This window comes from Streptomyces sp. NPDC039480 (assembly GCF_055597165.1).
The window spans coordinates 319527-342068 of sequence record NZ_JBVITX010000002.1 but is presented as its reverse complement, the minus strand read 5'-3'; the positions used below and the strand labels follow the sequence as shown (position 1 = coordinate 342068).

Genomic DNA, 22542 nt, shown 5'->3' with positions numbered 1-22542 from the left:
GACCGGAACAATGCATGCGCGTCTCACACGTGCGCTGCGTCACTCGCCGCCGGTGGCGTCGGCGGCGGCCTCCTCGCCGAACTCGTCGTCCGCGGGCTCGTCGTCGGCCGTGAGCCCCACCATCCACAGCGGCATCAGCCAGTGCACGACGAACACGCTGAACAGCACCGGGAAGACCAGCCCCTCGATCTCCACGCCCGCGAGGCCCCCGACCCCCACCACGGCGGTCACGGCCAGCAGCAGCCACAGCATCACGTGGTGCGCGCGGGCCGCGACGCGGTTCTTCTCGGCGCGCTGCCGCTCGTCGAGGGCGCGTGCACGCAGCTGCAGGAGGCCGCGGGTGGCGCCGTTGATGACACCGGTCGCCACGCACCACGGCAGCAGGACCCCGAACATCCCGAACGTCGCCCAGAGCTTGTCGCCGAGCACGGAGTAGAGCCAGCAGGTGATGCCCGCGGCGGTCAGCGCCATGTGCGTGACGACCGCGGCGCGGCGGCGGGCCGCGGTGGCGTAGAGCGGGGCGGCCTCGCGCCGGTTCATGATCGCGTACATCCGCCGGTCGTAACCGGTCAGGGGGCGCTCGTCGGTCCTCATCACTGCTTCCTCCCGTAGACCTCATCCGTGAGCGGGCGAAACGGCTCGAGGGAGAACAGGGCCTCGACCGGCAGCGCGAAGAACTTCGCGATCTTCAGCGCGAGGTCGAGGCTCGGGTTGTACTGCCCGCGCTCGATGTAGCCGATGGTCTGGTAGTGGGCTCCCACTGCCTCGGCCAGGCTCTGACGCGACACCTTCCGCTCGGCGCGCACCATCGCCAACCTGTTGTGCACTTGCTCGCTCATGTATAAGAAGTACTACATTTACGAGTACGACAGCAAGAGCCATGAGGGCCACGAGGACAGGGAGCGGAAGACATGTTCGGCACCAAGCGGGAACTGATGGTGATCGCCCTGCGCGACACGGACGCGGTCGCGGACGAGCTGCGCGAGGCGCTCGCGACGGCCGACGAGAAGGACCGCCCCGGCCTCGAGCGCGCGGCGGCGCTCCTCGCCCGCGCGGCCGCCGTCCCGGACTCCGAGATACGCGGCCGCTGGGCCCTGCGCCGGATCACCGCCGCCGGGCACACGGGCCCCGCCGACTCGGTCCACGCGGTCAAGGCCCTGCGCCAGGCCGAACCGGGCCTGAGCCTGGCGTCGGCGGTCCTGCTGTCCAAGGAGGCGGCGGCACTGCAGGCGGCGGACGCCTCTCACACCTGAGCCGGCGGGCACCCGTCGGCCAATAAGACCGCCCCCCGGCGGCCTTGACGGCTGACGGGGGGCGGTCTTTCAGTCGTGCGCGTACGCGTGGACTCAGCGCACTCAGATGAGGCCGAGACCGCGGACGGCCTCGCGCTCCTCGGTGAGCTCCTGCACGGACGCGTCGATGCGCGCACGCGAGAAGTCGTTGATCTCCAGGCCCTGGACGATCTCGTACTTGCCGTCCTTGGCGGTGACGGGGAAGGAGGAGATGAGGCCCTCCGGCACGCCGTACGAACCGTCGGACGGGATGCCCATGGAGGTCCAGTCACCGGCAGCCGTGCCGTTCACCCACGTGTGGACGTGGTCGATCGCGGCGTTGGCGGCGGAGGCGGCCGACGAGGCGCCACGGGCCTCGATGATCGCGGCACCGCGCTTGGCGACGGTCGGGATGAAGGTGTCGGCGAGCCACTTCTCGTCGTTCACGACCTCGGCGGCGTTCTTGCCGGCGATCTCCGCGTGGAAGATGTCCGGGTACTGGGTGGCCGAGTGGTTGCCCCAGATGGTCAGCCGCTTGATGTCGGCGACGGACGAGCCGGTCTTCTTCGCGAGCTGCGACAGGGCGCGGTTGTGGTCCAGACGGGTCATCGCGGTGAAGCGCTCGGCCGGTACGTCCGGGGCGGCGGCCTGCGCGATGAGCGCGTTGGTGTTGGCCGGGTTGCCGACCACGAGCACCTTGATGTCGTCGGCGGCGTGGTCGTTGATGGCCTTGCCCTGCGGCTTGAAGATGCCGCCGTTGGCCTCGAGGAGGTCACCGCGCTCCATGCCCTTGGTGCGGGGGCGGGCGCCGACGAGCAGCGCGACGTTGGCACCGTCGAAGGCGACGTTCGGGTCGTCGCTGATCTCGATCGAGTTCAGCAGCGGGAAGGCGCAGTCGTCGAGCTCCATGGCGGTGCCCTCGGCGGCCTTCAGCGCCGGCGTGATCTCGAGAAGGCGCAGGTTGACCGGCACGTCCGCGCCGAGCAGGTGGCCCGAGGCGATGCGGAAGAGCAGCGCGTAGCCGATCTGGCCGGCCGCGCCGGTGACGGTGACATTCACGGGAGTGCGGGTCATGGCGATCTCCGTAAGACAGCTGGCGGTGGGGTCCCGTGTCCCTCTACTGGATCCCCTGATTCCTGGATCCCCGCCGACGCCTCTTCGAGTCCTCGATCGCCTCTCGATGATCGATCTCTTGGCATCAAGAGAGATCCGCCGTCAGGCTATCGCGCTCCGCCCGCCCCTCGCGGCCGGGTCGGTGTGGCCCGCCCCACAGCACTCCGCTGGGGGGACGCCCTGTTGCCCGGGGGGGCGGCCGCCACGTGAGGGGGGAGCGTGGCGGCCGCCGTGGGGGTGTGACCACTCCCGTGGGGGTACGGTCCGCCTGCCCTCCGCAACGCATGTCATGCCCCCTCCCACCCGACTTTCTCCCCCGCCTCTCAAATCCCCTTCCGGAGCAGCCATTTGCCGGGCGGGGCAGGCTCCGGGAGTGGCGTAGGGACTAGTCCGTGCAGCCCGTCCGGCCGGAGGTCAGGGTCGCGCACGCCTTCGCCGCCGTCCCCGAGGTGGCCGCCACCATCGGCGTATACGCGTCGAAGTCCTCGTTCACCGTGCTCTTCTGCTTGGCCGAGGCCCCGCCCCCCGATCCCGTGATCGTGAGCTCGTCCCCGGGCGAGGCCTGCGTGATCCGTGCCCACGCGGCCCCGCACGTCTTGCTGTACCGCACCTCGACCAGCGTCGTGCCGATCGTCGCCCGCGACGTCGTCCTCGCCAGCTCGTCGCCGCACCCCATGTTCTCGGGGTCCTTGCCCGCGCAGTCCTTGCCGCTGCACTCCACCCCCGCGGGCAGATCCGTTTCCTTGGCGGACGGCGTCGCGGACGGCTTCGCCTTGTCGTCACCCTTGTCGTCATCGCCGAACCCGGTCATGAAGACCGCGGCGGCTATGACGACGAGGGCGCCCACTACGCCCGCGAGGAACATCGTCAGCTTCCTGCGCCGCCGCTGCCCGTCGGGCGAACCCCCGCCGCCGCTCCCTTCACCGAAGGGGGCCGCGGAACCGAAGACCCCGGGTGCCCCAGGGCCCGCGGGCGGCGGCACCGTGGGCGACACCCCGGCGGGCCCCGCCACCCCCATGACCGGCCCACCTCCCGCTCCGCCCCAACCAGAAGACTTCGCGGGCCCGGCCGATGGAGAGGAAGGCGCGGAGGGAGAGGGGGAAGAGGGCTGCCCCGGCGCGGGCGCGGGCGCGGTCGGGTGCGCCCCTGTCTCGCCCAGCGCGGCCCGCGCCTGCGAGATGCGGATCGCCTGCATCGTCATGTCGTGCCGCATCTCGGACCGGCTCCACGCCCGCTCGGCCAGCTCCCACATGGTGATGAGATGCACGGGCTGCGTCCCCGTGACCTCCGCCAGCGCGACGATCGCCCCCTTGGGCGCGAGGAGCCGCCCGTTCAGATAGCGCTCCCACGACGTCTTGCTGTAGCCGGTCCTGTCGGACACCGCCGCGATGCTCAGCCCGCTGCGGTCGACGAGCCTGCGCAGCTGACCGGCGAACTCCTTGACCTCCGGATCGAGTTCTTCCGGTAGCGCCTTCCAACGAGGCATTACTCCCCCTCATCCCCCCGACGTTCCTGCCCTGCCCCCATACGCCCCTGTCCTGCCCCCACACCGCCCGGTCCCGGACTACCCAGAGGGATGCCCGGAGCCAGGATGTCAGTTCCCGAAGTGGGGGCGGAAGCAGAGAACCGCCCTCGTACAGCAGTCCGAGCCACCCCGAAATCCCCTGATCACCGCGGTCTCCCGGCCCACCCCACCAGCACCGTTGCACACCTCGAACACCGTTGCGGAATGGTCACCTCCGTGCCACAGGGGCCGGTCATCCCTTGTCCAGGCCTGACGGGTCCATGACTCTGGATCACGAGCGGAACGCACCGCTTACATCGGGAGGTTCCAGCAGGAAGCACTAACCCCCGACCGACGGTGCCCGTCCTCCCACGGGGGTGGGGACGGGCACCGTCACCCCAGCGTCTCCGTACGCGCGTCCCGCATCCCGCACAGCCCCGACGCATCTCCCTATACGGAGTCTGCGGTGTCCCCGAAAGGGCGACTTCGGCCATGTCTTGCGGCCCCCGGACCCGAGGACCTCGGCAGAGTCGGTGCGACAACAGCGGCAACAGCGACATTCGCGACAGCGCCGCTCAGCACGATCCCCCGAAGGGACCCGCACATGAAGTACGGCAAGCGGCTCGCCGGCACCGTCGTCACCGCGTCCGCCCTGCTCGGCACGGCCCTGGTCACGACCCCGACGGCGTCAGCCACTCCGTCGTCCCCCACCGCGACCGCCGCCCTCCGCGGCACCGCCCCGGCCTGCGTCAAGCGAGACGTCGTCAAGCACCGCAAGTACGTGAAGGTGACCAACCACTGCGGCCGGGCCATGCATCTGAAGGTCGTCATCGACTGGGGCAACGACTCGCCGTGTCTGACGTACCAGCACAACCAGCAGTGGGAGTGGAACTGGGGCCGCGGCTCCTACGGCAAGGTGGTCACCTGCTGAGCCACCGGACCGGCGGCCCGCCCCCGCTCAGCCCCCGGCCCCCGGCGTGACCAGCCCCGTCTCGTACGCCACCACCACCGCCTGCGCCCTGCTGTCCAGGTCGAGCTTGCTCATCGTGCGGTTGAGGTGGGTCTTGACGGTGGCCTCGCTGATGTAGAGCCGCTCCGCGATGTCCGCGTTGGTCAGGCCACGCGCGATCAGCTTCAGGACCTCGACCTCGCGCAGGGTCAGCGCGTCGAGGTCGGGCGGCCGCCGGCTCTTCGCCCACTCGGGCCCCTCCCCCTCGTGCCCCGCCCCCTGCCGGGCGAACGCCTCGACGAGGCGCCGCGTCACACTGGGCGCGAAGAGCGCGTCACCGCCGCCGACCGCCGCCACCGCGGCGAGCAGCCGCTCGGGCCCCGAGTCCTTGAGCAGGAACCCGGAGGCGCCCGCGCGCAGTGCCCCGTACACGTACTCGTCGAGGTCGAACGTCGTCAGGACCAGGACGCGCGGCGCCGGTTCTGCGGCCTGCTGCAGGATCTTCGTGGTGGCGGTGATGCCGTTCATGCCCGGCATCCGGATGTCCATGAGCACCACGTCGGGTGAGGTCCGCGCGGCGAGCTCCACGGCCTCGTCCCCGTCGCCCGCCTCGCCGACGACCTCGATGCCCGGCGCGGCGCGCAGCAGCCCCACCAACCCCGCGCGGATGAGGAATTGGTCGTCGACGACGAGCACTCTGATGCATGCAGTCATCCGGTCACCCGGTCACCCGGCTCATTCCGTTGCGCCGTCCCCTGCCTCGTCCCCCCGCGCCGCGGCGCGCGCCGAGGTCGGCAGGGTGAGTCGCACGGCGAAACCCCCCTCGCTCAGCGGGCCGATACTGATCGCCCCGCCGTAGAGCTTGGCCCGCTCCCGCATCCCAATCAAGCCGTGCCCGCTGCCCGTCCGTACTCTGTCCTGATTCACCCCCTCCCCCTCGCCCGTCCCGTCATTGACGACCGAGACCTCGATGTGCCGCCGTTCATAGGCGAGTTCGACGGTCACCGCCGCTCCCCGCGCGTGTTTCAGTACGTTGGTGAGCGCCTCCTGCACCACGCGGTACGCGCAGAGCTCCACGCCGGGCGCCACCGGCCGGGGCGTCCCCGTGACGCGCAGCTCGACGGGGGCGCCTCCCGCACGGATCCGTTCGACCATCTCGTCCAGGCGGGCGAGGCCCGGCATGGGCGCGGCGGGGGCGTCGCCCGTCTGCTCGGCGTCCTCGGCCCGCAGCACCCGCAGCATGCGGCGCAGCTCTTCGAGCGCCTCGCCGCTGGTTCCGGAGATGGTGCCGAGCGCGGCGCGCGCGGTGGCGGGGTCGGAGCCGAAGACGAACGTCGCGAGGCCCGCCTGCACGGAGATCACCGACATGTGGTGGGCGACGACGTCGTGCAGCTCGCGGGCGATGCGCCCCCGCTCCTCGGCGACCTCGCGCCGGGCCCGTTCGTCCTGCTCCCGCTTCAACTGCCGCGCCAGCTCCGCCGTACGGCGTGCGACGTACCCGAAGCGCCAGAGGACGAGGGAGAAGCCGACGGCCTGGCCGACGACGGACGGCATCGAGGAGCCCTCGGTGATCGCGCCGGCGTAGATCCAGAGGGTGGCCGTCAGCGCGGTGCAGGCGAGGGAGATGCGCGGCGGGCACAGGGACGCGACCGTGTAGACGGTGAGCATGGGGCCGAAGGTGCCGACCACGGGCCAGTAGCCGGCGGTGACGTAGACGAACCACGCCAGATGGACGACGCACAGGACGGTGAGCGGCGCCCTGCTCCGGGCGGCGACCGGTACGGAGACCAGCGCCACCAGCGCGTATCCCACGGGGTCGAGCGCGGGCCAGCCCTGCTTGACGGACTCCTGCCCGAGCAGCACGGCCACCGTGGTCAGGGCGACCGCGATGAGTGCGTCTACGGCGAGGGGGCGGATCCGCATCGCCGCAGCGTAACGCGCGTATGGGCGCCGGAACGTCAACCAGCGGCGGTACCGCGGAAGTTGCAGGAACCGGCCGTCTACCGCGCCTGGAGCAGGCCGGGTTCAACCCAGGACGTGACGACGCGGCAGGCGCACCGCCCGTAGTTTGTGGAACCAGGGACCGCGGCCGTCGGGGGGATCGCACGGGGGAGGGCGCCCGGTCCACATGGCGGTGGCCCGTCCCCTCGGGGGAGGACGGGCCACCGTCACGCGCAGGGCGCGCCGTACCGCTGGATCGTGTGGTGCAACGTGTCGTCTAGATCGTGTAGTGCAACGTGTCGTCCAGGAACGGGATCTCCAGCCACGGCTGGGGCTGCGCCATCATCGCGAGCAGCACGATGGCGAGGCCCAGGGCCCCGTACGTGACCATGTCGGTGAACCGGGAGCGCACCGCCAGCATGCCCACGTCCGGCAGCGCCCAGCGGAGCACGGCGCCGCCGATGAGGGCGACGCCGACGAGCAGTGTGCCGACGCGGAACACGTCGAGCGCGGTGAGCAGCAGCCCGAGCCCGACCAGGGAGACGACGCTGAGCAGCGGCCACTGCCGGGCCGGTGCGGGTGCGTCACCGGCCGCGGCACGGCCGCCGCCTTCGGGCCGTGCGGTGTCGCGGGTGAACAGCGGGAAGCGGCGCGACACCTTCCGCGGCCGCCCGTCCGGGCCGGGCGCGCTGACCGCGCCCTTGGCTTTGGGGCCCTCCGGAATGCTGTCCTGTTCGGCTTCCGAGCTGCCGGCCTCGCTCATGACCTCGCCTCTTTCCCGATCAGCGCGCTGCGCGTTCCGCGGCCTCGACGACGTTCACCAGGAGCTGGGCGCGGGTCATCGGGCCGACACCGCCCGGGTTGGGGGAGATCCATCCGGCGACCTCGGCGACGCCCGGGTGGACATCGCCGACGATCTTGCCGCTCTCGTCGCGCGAGACGCCGACGTCCAGGACGGCGGCGCCCGGCTTCACGTCCTCGGGCTTGATCAGGTGCGGCACGCCCGCCGCGGCCACGATGATGTCGGCCCGCTTCAGGTGCGCGGCGAGGTCACGGGTGCCGGTGTGGCACTGGGTGACCGTGGCGTTCTCGGACTTGCGGGTGAGCAGGAGCGGCATGGGCCTGCCGATGGTGACGCCGCGGCCGACGACGACGACCTCGGCGCCCTTGATCTCCACGTCGTGCTGCCGGAGCAGTCGGATGATTCCGTACGGGGTGCAGGGCAGCGGCGCCGGCTCGTTCAGGACGAGGCGGCCGAGGTTCATCGGGTGCAGTCCGTCGGCGTCCTTGTCCGGGTCCATGAGCTCGAGGACGCGGTTCTCGTCGATGCCCTTGGGCAGCGGGAGCTGGACGATGTAGCCGGTGCAGGCGGGGTCCTCGTTGAGCTCGCGGACCACTGCCTCGATCTCCTCCTGGGAGGCGGTGGCGGGCAGTTCGCGCTGGATGGAGGCGATGCCGACCTGCGCGCAGTCGCGGTGCTTGCCCGCGACGTACTTCTGGCTGCCGGGGTCGTCGCCGACCAGGACGGTACCGAGTCCGGGCGTGACGCCCTTCTCCTTCAGGGCCGCCACGCGGGCGGTCAGTTCGGACTTGATCGCGGCTGCGGTGGCCTTGCCATCGAGAATCTGGGCGGTCATGGCTCCATCTTCCCGGATGAGGCCCGCCCGGTACCAATCAGGTCGCCCACCGGCGCCTCGCCGCTTCACCCGCTGATCAGCGAGGTTGCACTTGCACAACACCTGGCGTGGCCGACTGGACAGGAAGGCGGCCCATTGAGAACCATGTCCCGGGCCATGCCGCGGGCAGTGTCGGGGGGCAAACCGCTCAGCAGCACCTCTTTCCTCCGCTCGTACCGCGTCGTCCCCGCAGCGAACAACGGAGGAAATCCGCCATGAGTTTCGGCGACCCGAACAACCCCTACGGCCAGCAGCAGCCCCAGGGCCAGCCCGGTGGCTACGGCCAGGCTCCGGGCCAGCCCGGTTACGGCCAGGCGCCGGGCCAGCCGCAGTACGGCTACCCCCAGCAGGCCCCGGGCGGCGTCCCGCAGCAGGGCTACGGCTACCCGCAGCAGCAGCCGGCCTCGCCCTACGGCGCGTACCCGCAGCAGCCCGGCGGTGGCTACGGCTATCAGGGCGGCGGCCCGACGGTCGCGTCCATGGGCCGCCGGTTCGGCGCCCGCGCGATCGACGGTGTCGCCTTCACCCTCATCTACATCGTGCTTCTCGTCGTCGGCGCCGCGGACGCCATCGGCGAGGCGGCGGACTGCGACCCGGGTTCGGCCGCGTACGACAGCTGCATGAACGACGCGAGCACCGACATCATGGGGTCCCTCGGCGCCGTGATCGGCGCCCTCGCGGTCGTCGGCCTGCTCTACGAGTGGCTGATGACGGCCATGGTCGGCGGCACGCTGGGCAAGCTCGCCGTGGGCATCCGCGTCATAGACGCGGAGAGCGGCCAGAAGCCGGGCATCGGCGCGGCCTTCGTCCGCTACATCATTCCGCTGGTGGGCTCGCTGGCCTGCGGCATCGGCTCGCTGCTCGTCTACCTGTCGCCGTTCTGGGACAAGAGCGGTCGTCAGCAGGGCTGGCACGACAAGGCGGCCAAGACGATGGTGATCCAGCGGTCCAACAACTGACGTACGCACGGCAGTTGCCACCACCGGCGAAGGCCGCGCCTCCCTCATACGAGGGGGCGCGGCCTTCGCCGTGTCAGGCTGCCGGTTGGTATCAGTGGAAGAAGTGCCGCGTCCCCGTGAAGTACATCGTGACGCCCGCCTTCTTCGCGGCCTCGACGACCAGCTCGTCGCGGACCGAACCGCCCGGCTGGACCACGGCCTTGACGCCCGCGGCAGTCAGGATCTCCAGGCCGTCGGGGAAGGGGAAGAACGCGTCGGACGCGGCGTACGAACCACGGGCCCGCTCCTCGCCAGCCCGCTCGACCGCGAGCTTCGCGGAGTCGACGCGGTTGACCTGGCCCATGCCGACGCCGACGGAGGCACCGTCCTTGGCGAGCAGGATCGCGTTGGACTTGACCGCGCGGGACGCCTTCCAGGCGAACGCCAGCTCGGCCAGCTCGCCCTCGTTCAGGGCGTCACCCGTGGCGAGCGTCCAGTTGGCGGGGTTGTCGCCGTCGGCCTGGAGCCGGTCGGTGACCTGGAGCAGCGCGCCGCCGTCGATCTGCTTCACCTCGACCGCGTTCGCCGGCGCCCGGTGGGCACGCAGCACGCGGATGTTCTTCTTCTTGGTGAGGACTTCGAGGGCGCCGTCCTCGTACTCGGGCGCGACGATGACCTCGGTGAAGATGTCGGCGACCTGCTCCGCCATCTCCTTGCTCACCGGGCGGTTGACGGCGATGACGCCGCCGAACGCGGAGAGCGGGTCGCAGGCGTGCGCCTTGCGGTGCGCCTCGGCGACGTTCGCGCCGATCGCGATGCCGCACGGGTTGGCGTGCTTGATGATCGCGACGCAGGGCTCGTCGTGGTCGTACGCGGCACGGCGCGCGGCGTCCGTGTCCGTGAAGTTGTTGTACGACATCTCCTTGCCGTGCAGCTGCTCGGCCTCGGCGAGGCCGCCCGTGCCGTCGACGTAGAGCGCGGCGCCCTGGTGCGGGTTCTCGCCGTAACGGAGGACGTTCTTGCGCTCGTACGTGGCGCCGAGGAACCCGGGGTGGCCGGTCTCGTCCGCGGCCGCGTAGTCCGCCGCGAACCAGCTCGCCACCGCCACGTCGTACGCGGCCGTGTGCCGGAACGCCTCTCCCGCGAGCCGCTTGCGCGCGGTCAGGTCGAAGCCGCCCGCCTCGACCGCCGCGAGGACGTCGGCGTACCGCTTCGGGTCGGTGACGACCGCGACGGAGGGGTGGTTCTTGGCAGCGGCACGGACCATCGAGGGGCCGCCGATGTCGATCTGCTCGACGCACTCGTCGGGCGTGGCGCCCGAGGCGACGGTCTCCTTGAAGGGGTACAGGTTCACGACGACGAGCTGGAAGGGCTCCACGCCGAGCTCGGCGAGCTGGTCGCGGTGGTCCGCCAGGCGCAGGTCGGCGAGGATGCCCGCGTGGACCTTCGGGTGCAGGGTCTTGACCCGGCCGTCGAGGCACTCGGGGAAGCCGGTGAGCTCCTCGACCTTGGTGACGGGCACTCCGGCGGCGGCGATCCGCCCGGCCGTCGAGCCGGTGGAGACGAGTTCGACGCCCGCCTCGTGCAGCCCGCGCGCGAGCTCTTCCAGGCCGGTCTTGTCGTAGACGCTGATGAGCGCGCGCTTGACGGGGCGCTGCGTGCCGTCGGTGCCTGTGGCGTTCGCGGTGTTCATAGCTTCGGCGGTCACGGGATAAGAACCTTTCGTCCCTCAATGCGGTAGCCGTGCCGGGCCAGACGCCCCACGACATCGACGAGCAGCGTGCGCTCGACTTCCTTGATGCGCTCGTGCAGAGCGCTCTCGTCGTCCTCGTCCCGGACCTCGACCACGCCCTGGGCGATGATCGGGCCGGTGTCGACGCCGTCGTCGACGAAGTGGACGGTGCAGCCGGTGACCTTCACGCCGTACGCGAGCGCGTCGCGCGCACCGTGGGCCCCCGGAAAACTGGGCAGCAGCGCGGGGTGCGTGTTCACGAACCGCCCGCCGAAGCGGGCGAGGAACGCCTTCCCCACGATCTTCATGAACCCGGCCGAGACCACCAGGTCCGGGCTGTACGCGGCCGTCGCCCCGGCGAGCGCGGCATCCCACTCGTCGCGCGTCGCGTGGTCCTTCACCTTGCAGACAAAGGTCGGGATCCCGGCGCGCTCGGCGCGCTCCAGGCCCGCGATGCCGTCACGGTCGGCGCCGACGGCGACGATCTCGGCGCCGTAGTGCTCGGCCCCCTCGGCGCGGATGGTGTCGATCAGGGCCTGAAGGTTCGTGCCCGACCCGGACACCAGCACGACGAGGCGCTTGGGGCGCGCGACCACAGCGCTCTTGGCCACAGCGGGGCCCTTTCTCGGAGGATGCGTCTTGGAAGGCGCGTCTTTGCGTCTTTGTACGGTCGTACAAAGGCTTCGGGCCCCTCGATACGGGGAACCCTACGAAGCGGCCGACCGCCAGCAACGATACCGGCACCCGGAACCGCCCCTCACGGGACGGGGGCGCGGGCGGGAGGTAGCGTCTGGGGGAAAGGCGCCTCAATACCGACGAATGCCGAGTTGCCGAGCCGTCGTACGACGGTTCCACCACGGCCCTACCAAGGGGAAGACGCACACCTGATGCCGGACCGTAGCCGCCCTTCGTCTCCGCCGCAGGACCCGGAATCCCAGGGACCCGAGTCCCGGGGCCAGGGTGCCCAGGGAACGGGCAAGGACGACGACAACCCCTTCGCGCCGCCGCCGGAGGGGACTCCGGACCGGCCGTGGCAGCCGCGCCGTCCCTCCGGCGACTCCGCGCCGGACCACCAGGACTCGGGCGGGGGGCACGGTTCGCCGTGGGGCAGCCAGTGGAGCGACCGCCAGCCCGGCCGCTCCCAGGGAGGCTTCGGCGAGCGCCCCGGGCAGGGCCACCAGGACCAGCAGAACGGCCCCGGCCGGGAAGGCCCCTCGGGGTCCGGTGGCGGTGGCGGTGGCGGCATGCGCTGGGACCCGACCGACCCGGCCCAGCGCCGCGCGCGGTACGCCCTGCTCTCCGGCATGTGGGGCTTCTTCTTCGCACTGTTCGGCTGGCGGTACGTCGCGTTGCTGCTCGGCGCGCTGGCGGTGATGTGGGCGGTGCAGTCGCTGCGGGCGAAACCGCGGACACCGGACCCGACGGCACCGGCGCCGGCGCCTGCCTCGACAGCCTCACCGGGCACGCCCGCCCCACCTGCGGCGCCCACGGCGGCGTCGACGAGGCCGCAGACGACCGCCGCGATCAGCGGCCTGGTGACGGGCGGACTCGCGCTGGTCATGGTGGCGGCTACGTTCACCGCGCAGCTGGTGTACCGCGACTACTACACGTGCGTGGACGACGCCCTCACCAGCACGTCGAAGCAGTCCTGCGAGGACCTGCTACCGAAGCAGCTGCGCCCGCTTTTGGGCGAGCAGGACGACTAGCTGGGGGCGCTGCGGCGCTTGGGGGGGCTGGGCGCCCGGGTGGCGCCTCGCCTCTTCGGGTCAGGAAGTCTCCGGGGGCCGGCGCCGCTCCCAGAGGCGTTCCCCCTCCTCCTTCAACGCCTGCCAGCGAGCTTCACGGGCGGCGTCGGGGTGCGAGGAGGGGGCCGACGGGAAGGGCTCTTCGTACGGCTCGGGTGGGCGTGCGGGTGAGGACGGGGGTGAGGGTGAGGTCTGCTGTTGTGGTTGCGATTGCAGCGTCCGCGACTCCCACGGCGCCTCCGGCTGCGGCTCCCGCTCGGGGTCCAGCTCTCGCTTGGGCTTCAGCTCTCGCTTGGGCCTGAACCCTCGCTTGGGGCGCAGCTCCCGCTCAGGGTGGGGCTCTGGCTCGGCGTACGGCTCTAGCTCGGTGTACGGCTCTAGCTCGGTGTACGGCTCCCGCTCAGGCTGCGACTCCCGCCCGGGGCGCAGCTCCCGCCCCGACTTCCACTCTCGCTTCGGGCGCAGCTCGCGCTTGGAGGGCAGCTCCCGCTCGGGCACGACCTCCCAGTCGGGATGCGGCTCTAGCTCGGCGTACGGCTCCCGCTCGGACTTCCGCTCCCGCTCGGGGGCCCAGGGCTCCGCCTGGATCCAGGGCTCCGCCGGGATGGCGGGCTCCGGTTGCTTCGGTGGTTCTGAGGGTCTCGGCGGGGCGGGTCGGGCCGACGGTTCCGGTAGGCCCGGCAGCTCCAGCGGGTCCGGCTGGCCCGGCATTTCCTGAGCCGCCGACAGCACCTGGTCCCTCGATGGCGCCTGGAGCCTCGACGACTCCCGCTCCCCGTCGTCCCCCGGCCGTCCCGTCCACGGGAGCCGCAGCGAAGGGAGCGGTGGTCGCTGGAGCCATCGCCGACGGGGCTTTGCGGAGGGGCGTCGCGTAGAGGGGCGCCTCCGGCGCCACGTGCGTAGGGACAACGCCACCGGCACCCCGACCAGCAGCGTCCAGGTGAGCGCCGCCGCCCCCGTCTGCCACCACACCGGACCGAACTCGGCGAGCACCGCCACGCCCATCGGTCCGCCCGCCAGCGCCGCGAGTGCCGCCATCACAGACCCGCACACCACCGCCGCCATCGCGGCACACACGGCCGTCCGCCCCGGTGGCCACGCCTCGTCCCGCTCCCCGAAGGCGGGCGCCGCCGCCTGCACCGTGCACCAGGCGACCGCGCACCCCGCCGCCAGAGGCACCACCGCGGCCGCCCAGGTCAGCGGTGACCCGGGCCCCGTCGACGGCACCGCCGCGAACAGCGGGAAGGGCGGCAGCAGCGGCGCCGCACCCGCGGCGAGGGGGCTCGTGACGGTGCCCCCGCCGAGGGTGAAGCCGGGCCCGAGCCCATAGGCGGCGCCCCACACCGCGGCGTTCGGCACGAGGGCGCACGCCAGCAGCAGCACCGCGAGCCGCCCCGACCACACATCCGTGACCTGCGTGAACGACAGCTGCACCAGCCCGGCGTGCAGCACGAGCGACACCGCGACGAGCAGCGCCCCACCGCCGACGAGCACCAGCGCGCCCGCCACCCCGGCCCGGGCGACGGCCACCGCGCGACGCCGGGCGAGAAAACTCCGTACGAGCGCGGCACGCAGAGCGACACGCACCCCCTCGGGCAGCGCGGCCAGCGGACGGCGCACGACCCCCGGCAGCGGCCCGCACGGCCGGCCCCGAGCCGTCCACACCCCGAGCCCGGCCGCACCCACCGCGAGAACCGGCACGTGCACGACCGCGCTGAGCCAGTCGGGCCGCAGCGCACCGCCCGCCGCGTACAGCGCCGCGGCCCCGCCGACCAGCAGATACCCGGCCACCACCCCGCACCACGCCGTCTGCCCGGCGTGCCCGCGCCCCTCGGGGGACGCCGCGTCGCGCGCCGCCCGGTGCAGCAGCCAGCCGGGCAGGACGACGAGGAGGAGCGGCGTCACACCGATCGGCGCGGGCGCGCCCGAAAGCGTGTCCGCCCTGATCAGTTCTGTGCCGTGCGCCAGCAGCCAGAGCCCCGCCGCGACGTGCAGAGCGCCGTCGGGTCCGCTGTCCGGGTACGGCGAGCTGATCCACAACATGATGACCAGCACGGCGAACGCGCCGAGCCCCAGGCCCGCGGCGACGGCCCCGCCCAGCGCGCAGGTGGCCAGTCCGGGCGAACGATCGCGGGCCCGCCTGCGCGGCGGCTCGGCGGGCGGCGACGAGGCGTGGTGATCGAACGTCTGGGTCACGCGGCCATGCTGCCAACGACACGCGCTTTCTTCCCGTAACAGGCGAATATCGGATGTGTCGCCCAATATACGTTTATGTAATTATTCGTACGGAGGGTCAGCCGCGCCCGGCCGCCCGCCGTACGTCGGCCCACGGTGCGGAGAGTCCGACATGCCCCAGAGCCCTGCCACGCCTCTGCCGTCCCCCAAGGAACGCCGCAGGCTGCGCGAGGCGAAGTCGCTGAGCCAGGCCGACATCGCGGCGAAGATCGGCGTCACCCGCGAAACGATCCGTTCGTGGGAAACCGGCCGCACCGCGCCGCGAGGCCGCAAACGCGAGGCGTACGCGAAGCTCCTGAACGCGGAGACCACCTCGCCGGCCGCCAAACGCGGGCCGAAGTCGCGACCCCCGGCACGGCCCGCCACCCACACCCCGGCGCACGCGCACACCCCTGCGCGCACCCTTGCACCGGCGGCCACCGCCACCCCCCAGCCCCAGCCGCTCCGGGTGGCGACGACCGCCGCGCCCCCGTTCCCCGGCCCGCGGGACCACAGTCCCGCCCAGGCCTTCGACGCCCTCTGCGCCTACTGCGCCCCCAACCTCGTACGCCAGACGTACCTGCTCACCGGGCGGCGCGGCCTCGCACAGGAGTCGGTGGAGCGGGCCTTCCAGCTGGCCTGGCAGCGCTGGCCCGAGGTGGCGGTCGACCGCGACCCGGCGGGGTGGGTGCGCGCGGCGGCGTACGAGTACGCGATGTCCCCCTGGCACCGCTTCCGCCCCGGCCAACGCCACCCGGACGCCCTGCCCGCGTCGGCGGCCGACCGCGCCTTCCTCGACGTACTCCTGAGCCTGCCGCCCGCGCAGCGCCGCACCCTGATGCTCTACGACGGCCTCGGCCTCGACCTGCCGGAGACCGCCGCCGAGACGGAGGCGAGCACACCGGCCACCGCGAAACGCCTGCTGCACGCGCGCGAGACGGTCGCCGAACAGATGCCCGAACTGGCGGACCCCGAAGTGCTGCACCGGCGCCTCATGGAGGTCGCAGGGGCGGAGGCGCTGCGGCTGCCCAAGGCGGAGCGGGTCAGGACCGGCAGCGAGTACCGCGCCCGCTTCTGGACGCGCGCCGCCATCGCGTTCACGGCACTGATCGTCGGCGCGACAGCACTGACCCTGCGGAACGCACCCACCGAGTACGAACCCCCACAGGCCCCCGGCACCGCCATCAACGGCGTACCCCCACGCATGGGCCCGGGCCCCCTCTCGTACGAGGACACCACCCTCCGCGAAAAACTCCGAGCAGAACTAACCACCGGCAACCCCCGCCTAACCCCCCAACTGCCATAGGGGACGGCATTCCAGGGCCACGGGGAACATCCCAGGGGCGCGGGGAACTGCGCAAAAAGCCCGCACCGAGCCGACCTTCCAGGGGCGCGGGGAACTGCGCAACACCCCCCACCGGGCCGCAGCCGCGAAGAAAGAAAAGCGGGCCCGCACCTCAGCGCATGAGGTGCGGGCCCACTTTTAGACACTGCTAAACCGACGGAGTCATCCCGCCAGGATCTCGCGCGCCAGCTTCGCCGTCTCGGTCGGCGTCTTGCCGACCTTCACGCCGGCGGCCTCGAGGGCCTCCTTCTTCGCGGCGGCGGTGCCGGAGGAGCCGGAGACGATGGCGCCCGCGTGGCCCATCGTCTTGCCCTCGGGCGCCGTGAAGCCCGCGACGTAGCCGACGACCGGCTTCGTCACGTTCGCCTTGATGAAGTCCGCCGCGCGCTCCTCCGCGTCGCCGCCGATCTCGCCGATCATGACGATCAGGTCGGTGTCGGGGTCGGCCTCGAACGCCTCGAGGGCGTCGATGTGCGTCGTGCCGATGACCGGGTCGCCACCGATGCCGACGGCCGAGGAGAAGCCGATGTCACGGAGCTCGTACATCATCTGGTACGTCAGCGTGCCGGACTTCGAGACCAGGCCGATGCGGCCCGGCTTCGTGATGTCGCCCGGGATGATGCCGGCGTTCGACTGACCCGGGGTGATGAGACCGGGGCAGTTCGGGCCGATGATGCGGGTCTTGTTGCCCTTCGCCTTCGCGTACGCCCAGAAGGCGGCGGAGTCGTGGACCGCGATGCCCTCGGTGATGACGACGGCGAGGGGGATCTCCGCGTCGATCGCCTCGACGACGGCGGCCTTCGAGAAGGCCGGCGGCACGAAGAGGACGGAGACGTTCGCGCCCGTCTTCTCCATGGCCTCCTTGACGGAGCCGAAGACCGGGACCTCGGTGCCGTCGAAGTCGACGGAGGTGCCGGCCTTGCGCGGGTTCACGCCGCCGACGATGTTCGTGCCGTCACCCAGCATGAGCTTGGTGTGCTTCATGCCCGTGGCACCGGTCATGCCCTGGACGATGACCTTGCTGTCCTTGTTGAGGAAGATAGCCATGGCTGTTCTTTCCCTCGTCCCTTACTTCGCGGCCGCGAGCTCGGCGGCCTTGTCGGCCGCGCCGTCCATGGTGTCCACACGCTGCACCAGCGGGTGGTTGGCGTCGCTCAGGATCTTGCGACCCAGCTCCGCGTTGTTGCCGTCGAGGCGCACGACCAGCGGCTTCTCGACCTTCTCGCCCTTGGAGGCGAGCAGCTCCAGGGCCTGGACGATGCCGTTGGCGACCTCGTCGCACGCGGTGATGCCACCGAAGACGTTGACGAAGACGGACTTGACGTCCGAGTCGCCGAGGATGATCTCCAGGCCGTTCGCCATGACCTCGGCGGAGGCGCCGCCACCGATGTCGAGGAAGTTGGCGGGCTTCACGCCGCCGTGCGCCTCACCGGCGTACGCGACGACGTCGAGGGTGCTCATGACGAGACCCGCGCCGTTGCCGATGATGCCGACCTCGCCGTCGAGCTTGACGTAGTTGAGGCCCTTGGCCTTGGCCGCAGCTTCGAGCGGGTTAGCTGCGTCCTTGTCCTCGAGCGCCTCGTGCTCCGGCTGGCGGAAGTCCGCGTTCTCGTCGAGCGAGACCTTGCCGTCCAGGGCCAGAATGCGGCCGTCCTTGGTCTTCACCAGCGGGTTGACCTCGACGAGGAGCGCGTCCTCGGCGACGAAGGTCTCCCACAGGGTCACCATGGCCTCGGCGACACCCTCGGCCACGTCGGCCGGGAACTTCGCCTGGGCCACGATCTCGCGGGCCTTCTCGATGGTGACGCCGTCGTTGGAGTCGACCGGGACCTTCGCAAGGGCCTCGGGGGTCTTCTCCGCGACCTCCTCGATGTCCATGCCGCCCTGCACCGACGCCATGGCGAGGAAGGTGCGGTTGGTGCGGTCGAGGAGGTACGAGACGTAGTACTCCGCCTCGATCTCCGGGGACAGCTCGGCGATCATCACCTTGTGGACCGTGTGGCCCTTGATGTCCATGCCGAGGATGTCCGTCGCACGAGCGACGGCCTCGTCCGGGTTCGCCGCCAGCTTCACGCCGCCGGCCTTGCCGCGGCCGCCGACCTTCACCTGCGCCTTGACGACCGACTTGCCGCCAAGGCGTTCGGTGGCCTCGCGCGCCGCCTCAGGCGTGTCGATGACTTCACCGGCCAGCACCGGTACACCGTGCTTGGCGAAGAGGTCCCTCGCCTGGTACTCGAACAGGTCCACGCGCGTCCGTCCCTTATCCGTGATCTCGCTGCGATCTGCTGCATTGGTGTCAGCTGTCTGCATGGGCGTGCCGCGGAGGGCAACGTGACTGCGCTGTCACAAGGGAGGCGTAGGACGGAGTCCAGTACGCGGCATGTCCGTCTCGCAGGTTATCGCCGCAGGACGTGGGTCCCTAAATCGCAGATCACATTTGGGCGGTGATGACGGTCACAGATCGCGGCCGCGAAGTGCCGGCGGACGTGCCGACGGGCGGCCCCTGCTGCGCCAGGGGCCGCCCGTTTGCTCCCGTTGCTCCAGCGATCAGCTGGTGTGCAGGTAGCCCGGTGTCACGTCCGCAGCGACGCCCCGGACTCCGGTGACGGCATTGCCCGCGAGGTCCTGGGCGTCAGGGGTGACGGTTCCTGCGAGGTCCCGCGCGAACGGCTGGACCTGCGAGGTGACACCACCCGCGAAGGGCCGCACATCACCCGCCACACCCTGGACCAGGCCGCCCGTGCTGTCGCCGACCCCCTGCACGACGGGCCGCACCTGGTCGGTGACGGTCCGCACGAGCGGCGTGACCGAGCCGACGACACCGTCCGCGAACGGACGCACGTCCTCACCCACGATCGCCCCCGCGAACGGCGGAACCTCACCGACGACCCCACCGGCGAACGGCCGCACATCCCCGACCACACCCTGCGCCAGCTCCGACGCGTCCCCGCCGGCCTGCCCCGCGACCGGCACGACCTCGTCGACAGCGGTGGCGGCAATGGGCGGCAGCACGGCGGCGGCGGTCTCGTCGGCGATGGGGGTGGCGGTGTCCTGGGCGTGGGCGAAGGCGGAGAGGGGGCCGTTGAGGTAGTCGATGTCGTCGGTGGAGTGGGGGACCTGGTCGTGGGCCTGGTCCTGGGCCTGGGCCTGGGCCTGGTCGATGGCGGGGGCTTCGACGGGCTCGGCCTTGTCGGCGGCCTTGTCCTGAACCTTGTCGGCGACGTCCGAGACCTTCGCGACCTCCGAGACCTCCGAGTCCTCCGAGACTTCCGAGACGGCGTCGGACGGCTGGTCCGGCAGCGCGATGGAGTGCTGGGGCAGCTCGTCGGCGCTGGCGACGGCGGAGCCGAGCGCCCAGGCACCCGTGACACCGGCGGCTATGACGATGGAACGGCGGATGTTCTTGTTCATGCTTGCGTCGGATCCTTCGAATTCGAGCTCTGACTCACGAGCTCCGGCTGTGAACCCGGTGCTTCCGGAGATGTCCGGTGACCGGAGGGCAGACCTGTACCGCCCCCGCGCGGCAGGTCGTCGCGGGGAAAGGGCTGCCCTAGCCGGGGAATTCGGGAATGTCCCGCTGTCTGTCACGGGTCGGCGCGGGGTCGGTGAAAACCCCGGGCCCAGCCTGCAGCCGCACCGGCGCGCGGCTGCCGAACGCAGCAGCGTACAGATCCCCGTGGCGCGAGGAACTGCCCTCGCCCACGGTCGCGTTACCGAGATGTCCACCGCTCTGCCCCGGAGCGACGGGCAGCGGCACATGCTTCGTACCGTGCACTTCGTCGCGGCGGTCCGACGCGCTGCCGGAATGCCGGTTCTCGGCGAGGACGGAGGAGTACGAGCCGTCGACGCGAGGCCCCACAGGAGCCAACTCCGCTGCCTCAGAACGACGCCCGGACTCGTCCGACCGACCCGACTCGACCTGCTCGGAAAGCTGCTCCGGAGGCTCAACACGCACGACAGGCCGGACAACGGGACGTACGACAGGACGCACGGCAGGCCGGACGACGGGACGGACAACTGGCCGCACGACATGGCGCACGACAGGCTCCGGAACAGCTCGCGTCACCGCGCGAACGGGTTCCGTCTCCCGCAGCGACCGAACCTGCTCGTCCGGCAGAACCTGCTGAACCTTCCGAACCGGCTGAACCGGCACAAGTCGCTGACCCTGCTGAACCGGCTGAAGCCGCTGCACTGGCTGAACCTGCCCGCCCCGCAACTGCTCGGCGCCGCCGACAGGAAGGCCGTCCGCCGCCTGCGCCCGCTCCCCGAAGAGGAACCCGAGCACGAGCAGCCCACCGAGCAACAGCACCACTTGCAGCCCACGCCGACCGGCCACCGCACGCACGAAGCGCACAGCGGCACCGGACGGAACGTCCGCGGAAACTGCGGAAACCGAGGTCAAGGCGGGAAAGGTCCTCTGAAAGGGTGGGCGAGGCGCGTAGATACTCGCACGGGACGCACGCCGTCGCGCAAGCCCGCTGTCACCGATGCCTGCTCATGTCCCGTTCCCCGCCGCCGCGTCCGGTATGGGAAGAGGGCGCCTTTCGATCGCCGCGGCCATCACCTCCGGGAAGAGGTCCGGCGTGCAGGCGAAGGCCGGCGCACCCAGCGCGGCGAGCGCCGCCGCGTGCTCGCGGTCGTACGCGGGAGCCCCCTCGTCGGAGAGCGCGAGCAACGTCACGAACTGCACCCCGGACGCCTTCATCGCCGCGACCCGCTTCAGCATCTCGTTGCGTATGCCGCCTTCGTAGAGGTCGCTGATGAGAACGACGACCGTGTCGGCGGGCCGGGTGATCTGCGACTGGCAGTACGCGAGCGCCCTGTTGATGTCGGTCCCGCCACCCAGCTGCGTACCGAAGAGGACGTCGACCGGGTCGTCGAGCTGGTCGGTGAGGTCGACGACGTTCGTGTCGAAGACGACGAGCCGGGTGTTCAGCGACCGCATGGACCCGAGCACGGCCCCGAACACCGAGGCGTAGACGACGGACGCGGCCATCGACCCCGACTGGTCGATGCAGAGGATGACCTCCTTCTTCACGGACTGGGACGCCCGCCCGTACCCGATGAGCCGCTCGGGGACGATCGTCCGGTACTGCGGCAGGTAGTTCTTGAGGTTGACCGCGATCGTGCGGTTCCAGTCGATGTCGTGGTGGCGGGGCCGGCTGACGCGGGCGCTGCGGTCGAGGGCTCCGGTGAGCGTGGAGCGGGTCCGCGTGGCGAGCCGCTTCTCCAGGTCTTCGACGACCTTGCGCACGACGGCACGCGCGGTCTCCTTGGTCGTCTCCGGCATGGCCTTGTTGAGGGAGAGCAGAGTGCCGACGAGGTGCACGTCCGCGTCGACGGCCTCCAGCATCTCCGGCTCGAGGAGGAGCGCGGAGAGCCCCAGCCGGTCGATGGCGTCGCGCTGCATGACCTGGACGACGGACGAGGGGAAGTACGTCCGGATGTCCCCGAGCCAGCGCGCCACGGACGGCGCCGACGCCCCGAGCCCCGCCGAACGCTCCCTCCCCCGGCCGTCCTTCTCACCCCCTCCCCCGTACAACGCGGAGAGCGCACCATCCATCGCCGCATCCCGCCCGCCGAGCGCACACCCCGTCCCGTCGGCGCCACCCCCACCCAACACAAGCCGCCACCGCCGCAACCGCTCCTCGTTCCCTTCACTCACCCCGCCACCCCCACACAGTCGTCGCCGCAGTCCCTCGCCGCGCCCCTGTCGACGCCGCCCCACCCCAACACCGGCCACCACCACAGCCGCACCCACTCATCGGCCACCCCACTCACCCCGCCATCCCCACACAGCCGTCACCGTCAACCCCCGCCGCGGCCCCGTCGGCGCTGCCCCCACCCAGCACCAGCCACCACCGCAGCCGCACCCACTCATCGGCCATCCCACTCACCCCGCCACCTCCAAGCAGCCGTTACCGCTGACCTCCACCGCCATCCCGTCGAGGCCTCCCCCACCCAGCACCAGCCGCCACCGGCACAGCCGCCCACCAGCCACCCCACTCACCCCGCCACCCCCACACAGCCGTCACCGTCAACCCCCGCCGCGGCCCCGTCGGCGCTGCCCCCACCCAGCACCAGCCACCACCGCAGCCGCACCCACTCATCGGC

The 22542-nt window shown here is 71.5% G+C and carries 21 protein-coding genes; 5 read left to right on the top strand and 16 right to left on the bottom strand.

From position 1 onward, the window contains the following. Positions 1–39: 39 nt before the first annotated feature. Positions 40–594 carry a hypothetical protein gene (locus tag ACZ56E_RS07550; protein ID WP_471212102.1) on the bottom strand — a complete coding sequence of 185 codons (555 nt, stop codon included), beginning with the start codon at positions 592–594 and terminating at the stop codon, positions 40–42. Beyond that, complete coding sequence (locus ACZ56E_RS07545) at positions 594–839, bottom strand: helix-turn-helix transcriptional regulator (protein WP_471212101.1); 246 nt, start codon at positions 837–839, stop codon at positions 594–596. The genes ACZ56E_RS07550 and ACZ56E_RS07545 overlap by 1 nt, the downstream gene beginning before the upstream one ends. Positions 840–911: 72 nt before the next feature. On the opposite strand from ACZ56E_RS07545, the gene ACZ56E_RS07540 reads away from it, so the two are divergent. Continuing rightward, entirely contained in the window at positions 912–1253 is a 342-nt protein-coding gene (locus tag ACZ56E_RS07540) for a hypothetical protein (RefSeq protein WP_470978607.1), read from the top strand. 102 nt (positions 1254–1355) lie between these two features. On the opposite strand, the gene ACZ56E_RS07535 is transcribed toward ACZ56E_RS07540, so the two are convergent. Further along, positions 1356–2345 carry a malate dehydrogenase gene (locus ACZ56E_RS07535; RefSeq protein WP_468604645.1) on the bottom strand — a complete coding sequence of 330 codons (990 nt, stop codon included), beginning with the start codon at positions 2343–2345 and terminating at the stop codon, positions 1356–1358. A gap of 424 nt (positions 2346–2769) precedes the next feature. Further along, positions 2770–3870 carry an XRE family transcriptional regulator gene (locus ACZ56E_RS07530; protein ID WP_471212097.1) on the bottom strand — a complete coding sequence of 367 codons (1101 nt, stop codon included), beginning with the start codon at positions 3868–3870 and terminating at the stop codon, positions 2770–2772. A gap of 622 nt (positions 3871–4492) precedes the next feature. Here ACZ56E_RS07530 and ACZ56E_RS07525 point away from each other — a divergent pair. Then, complete coding sequence (locus ACZ56E_RS07525) at positions 4493–4819, top strand: hypothetical protein (protein ID WP_471212095.1); 327 nt, start codon at positions 4493–4495, stop codon at positions 4817–4819. Positions 4820–4846: 27 nt separating this feature from the next. Here ACZ56E_RS07525 and ACZ56E_RS07520 read toward each other — a convergent pair whose 3' ends face one another. The 4 genes from ACZ56E_RS07520 to ACZ56E_RS07505 all read right to left on the bottom strand — a co-directional run bounded on the left by ACZ56E_RS07520 (position 4847) and on the right by ACZ56E_RS07505 (position 8415). After that, positions 4847–5551 carry a response regulator gene (locus ACZ56E_RS07520; RefSeq protein ID WP_468604639.1) on the bottom strand — a complete coding sequence of 235 codons (705 nt, stop codon included), beginning with the start codon at positions 5549–5551 and terminating at the stop codon, positions 4847–4849. Between the two features lie 21 nt (positions 5552–5572). Further along, the gene (locus ACZ56E_RS07515) at positions 5573–6760 is read right to left on the bottom strand and encodes a sensor histidine kinase (protein WP_471212090.1); all 1188 of its coding nucleotides are present in this window, start codon (positions 6758–6760) and stop codon (positions 5573–5575) included. 295 nt (positions 6761–7055) lie between these two features. Continuing rightward, on the bottom strand, positions 7056–7541 hold the full coding sequence (locus ACZ56E_RS07510) for a DUF3017 domain-containing protein (protein ID WP_471212088.1): 486 nt from the start codon (positions 7539–7541) through the stop codon (positions 7056–7058). Positions 7542–7560: 19 nt separating this feature from the next. Further along, complete coding sequence (locus tag ACZ56E_RS07505) at positions 7561–8415, bottom strand: bifunctional methylenetetrahydrofolate dehydrogenase/methenyltetrahydrofolate cyclohydrolase (RefSeq protein WP_398300348.1); 855 nt, start codon at positions 8413–8415, stop codon at positions 7561–7563. A 254-nt stretch (positions 8416–8669) separates the two neighbouring features. Here ACZ56E_RS07505 and ACZ56E_RS07500 point away from each other — a divergent pair, with 254 nt between their 5' ends. Continuing rightward, on the top strand, positions 8670–9413 hold the full coding sequence (locus ACZ56E_RS07500; protein ID WP_471212086.1) for an RDD family protein: 744 nt from the start codon (positions 8670–8672) through the stop codon (positions 9411–9413). A gap of 91 nt (positions 9414–9504) precedes the next feature. Here ACZ56E_RS07500 and purH read toward each other — a convergent pair whose 3' ends face one another. Together purH and purN are read right to left on the bottom strand one after the other, a co-directional pair. Continuing rightward, complete coding sequence (purH, locus tag ACZ56E_RS07495) at positions 9505–11085, bottom strand: bifunctional phosphoribosylaminoimidazolecarboxamide formyltransferase/IMP cyclohydrolase (protein ID WP_471213085.1); 1581 nt, start codon at positions 11083–11085, stop codon at positions 9505–9507. A gap of 11 nt (positions 11086–11096) precedes the next feature. Beyond that, positions 11097–11735 carry a phosphoribosylglycinamide formyltransferase gene (purN, locus tag ACZ56E_RS07490; protein ID WP_471212084.1) on the bottom strand — a complete coding sequence of 213 codons (639 nt, stop codon included), beginning with the start codon at positions 11733–11735 and terminating at the stop codon, positions 11097–11099. Positions 11736–12011: 276 nt separating this feature from the next. Here purN and ACZ56E_RS07485 point away from each other — a divergent pair, with 276 nt between their 5' ends. Then, on the top strand, positions 12012–12830 hold the full coding sequence (locus ACZ56E_RS07485) for a hypothetical protein (RefSeq protein WP_471212082.1): 819 nt from the start codon (positions 12012–12014) through the stop codon (positions 12828–12830). 60 nt (positions 12831–12890) lie between these two features. On the opposite strand, the gene ACZ56E_RS07480 is transcribed toward ACZ56E_RS07485, so the two are convergent. Next, positions 12891–15065, bottom strand: coding sequence for a cell division protein PerM (locus ACZ56E_RS07480; protein WP_471212079.1), 2175 nt, complete (start codon positions 15063–15065; stop codon positions 12891–12893). A gap of 151 nt (positions 15066–15216) precedes the next feature. Between ACZ56E_RS07480 and ACZ56E_RS07475 the strand changes: the two genes are divergently transcribed. Further along, positions 15217–16389 (top strand): helix-turn-helix domain-containing protein, encoded by a 1173-nt coding sequence (locus tag ACZ56E_RS07475; RefSeq protein WP_471212077.1) that lies wholly within the window; start codon positions 15217–15219, stop codon positions 16387–16389. Between the two features lie 201 nt (positions 16390–16590). On the opposite strand, the gene sucD is transcribed toward ACZ56E_RS07475, so the two are convergent. From sucD to ACZ56E_RS07450, 5 genes are all read right to left on the bottom strand, one after another. Continuing rightward, a complete protein-coding gene (gene sucD / locus ACZ56E_RS07470) occupies positions 16591–17475 on the bottom strand; it encodes a succinate--CoA ligase subunit alpha (RefSeq protein WP_150171229.1) in 885 nt (294 codons plus the stop codon). 21 nt (positions 17476–17496) lie between these two features. Continuing rightward, entirely contained in the window at positions 17497–18675 is a 1179-nt protein-coding gene (gene sucC, locus ACZ56E_RS07465; protein WP_468604623.1) for an ADP-forming succinate--CoA ligase subunit beta, read from the bottom strand. Between the two features lie 300 nt (positions 18676–18975). Further along, on the bottom strand, positions 18976–19839 hold the full coding sequence (locus tag ACZ56E_RS07460; protein WP_471212074.1) for a hypothetical protein: 864 nt from the start codon (positions 19837–19839) through the stop codon (positions 18976–18978). Between the two features lie 139 nt (positions 19840–19978). Beyond that, positions 19979–20830 carry a hypothetical protein gene (locus tag ACZ56E_RS07455; protein ID WP_471212071.1) on the bottom strand — a complete coding sequence of 284 codons (852 nt, stop codon included), beginning with the start codon at positions 20828–20830 and terminating at the stop codon, positions 19979–19981. A 93-nt stretch (positions 20831–20923) separates the two neighbouring features. After that, positions 20924–22093, bottom strand: a complete 1170-nt coding sequence (locus ACZ56E_RS07450; protein ID WP_471212070.1) for a VWA domain-containing protein — start codon at positions 22091–22093, stop codon at positions 20924–20926. Positions 22094–22542: the final 449 nt, after the last annotated feature.

Bases quoted from the DNA above. Each gene is read 5' to 3' on its own strand.
- ACZ56E_RS07540 (WP_470978607.1), top strand. From the start codon at position 912: ATGTTCGGCACCAAGCGGGAACTGATGGTGATCGCCCTGCGCGACACG.
- ACZ56E_RS07515 (WP_471212090.1), bottom strand. From the start codon at position 6,760: ATGCGGATCCGCCCCCTCGCCGTAGACGCACTCATCGCGGTCGCCCTG.
- ACZ56E_RS07545 (WP_471212101.1), bottom strand. From the start codon at position 839: ATGAGCGAGCAAGTGCACAACAGGTTGGCGATGGTGCGCGCCGAGCGG.
- ACZ56E_RS07460 (WP_471212074.1), bottom strand. From the start codon at position 19,839: ATGAACAAGAACATCCGCCGTTCCATCGTCATAGCCGCCGGTGTCACG.
- sucD (WP_150171229.1), bottom strand. From the start codon at position 17,475: ATGGCTATCTTCCTCAACAAGGACAGCAAGGTCATCGTCCAGGGCATG.
- ACZ56E_RS07530 (WP_471212097.1), bottom strand. From the start codon at position 3,870: ATGCCTCGTTGGAAGGCGCTACCGGAAGAACTCGATCCGGAGGTCAAG.
- ACZ56E_RS07535 (WP_468604645.1), bottom strand. From the start codon at position 2,345: ATGACCCGCACTCCCGTGAATGTCACCGTCACCGGCGCGGCCGGCCAG.
- ACZ56E_RS07485 (WP_471212082.1), top strand. From the start codon at position 12,012: ATGCCGGACCGTAGCCGCCCTTCGTCTCCGCCGCAGGACCCGGAATCC.
- ACZ56E_RS07550 (WP_471212102.1), bottom strand. From the start codon at position 594: ATGAGGACCGACGAGCGCCCCCTGACCGGTTACGACCGGCGGATGTAC.
- ACZ56E_RS07505 (WP_398300348.1), bottom strand. From the start codon at position 8,415: ATGACCGCCCAGATTCTCGATGGCAAGGCCACCGCAGCCGCGATCAAG.
- ACZ56E_RS07525 (WP_471212095.1), top strand. From the start codon at position 4,493: ATGAAGTACGGCAAGCGGCTCGCCGGCACCGTCGTCACCGCGTCCGCC.
- ACZ56E_RS07510 (WP_471212088.1), bottom strand. From the start codon at position 7,541: ATGAGCGAGGCCGGCAGCTCGGAAGCCGAACAGGACAGCATTCCGGAG.
- ACZ56E_RS07500 (WP_471212086.1), top strand. From the start codon at position 8,670: ATGAGTTTCGGCGACCCGAACAACCCCTACGGCCAGCAGCAGCCCCAG.
- ACZ56E_RS07475 (WP_471212077.1), top strand. From the start codon at position 15,217: ATGCCCCAGAGCCCTGCCACGCCTCTGCCGTCCCCCAAGGAACGCCGC.
- purH (WP_471213085.1), bottom strand. From the start codon at position 11,085: ATGAACACCGCGAACGCCACAGGCACCGACGGCACGCAGCGCCCCGTC.
- ACZ56E_RS07520 (WP_468604639.1), bottom strand. From the start codon at position 5,551: ATGACTGCATGCATCAGAGTGCTCGTCGTCGACGACCAATTCCTCATC.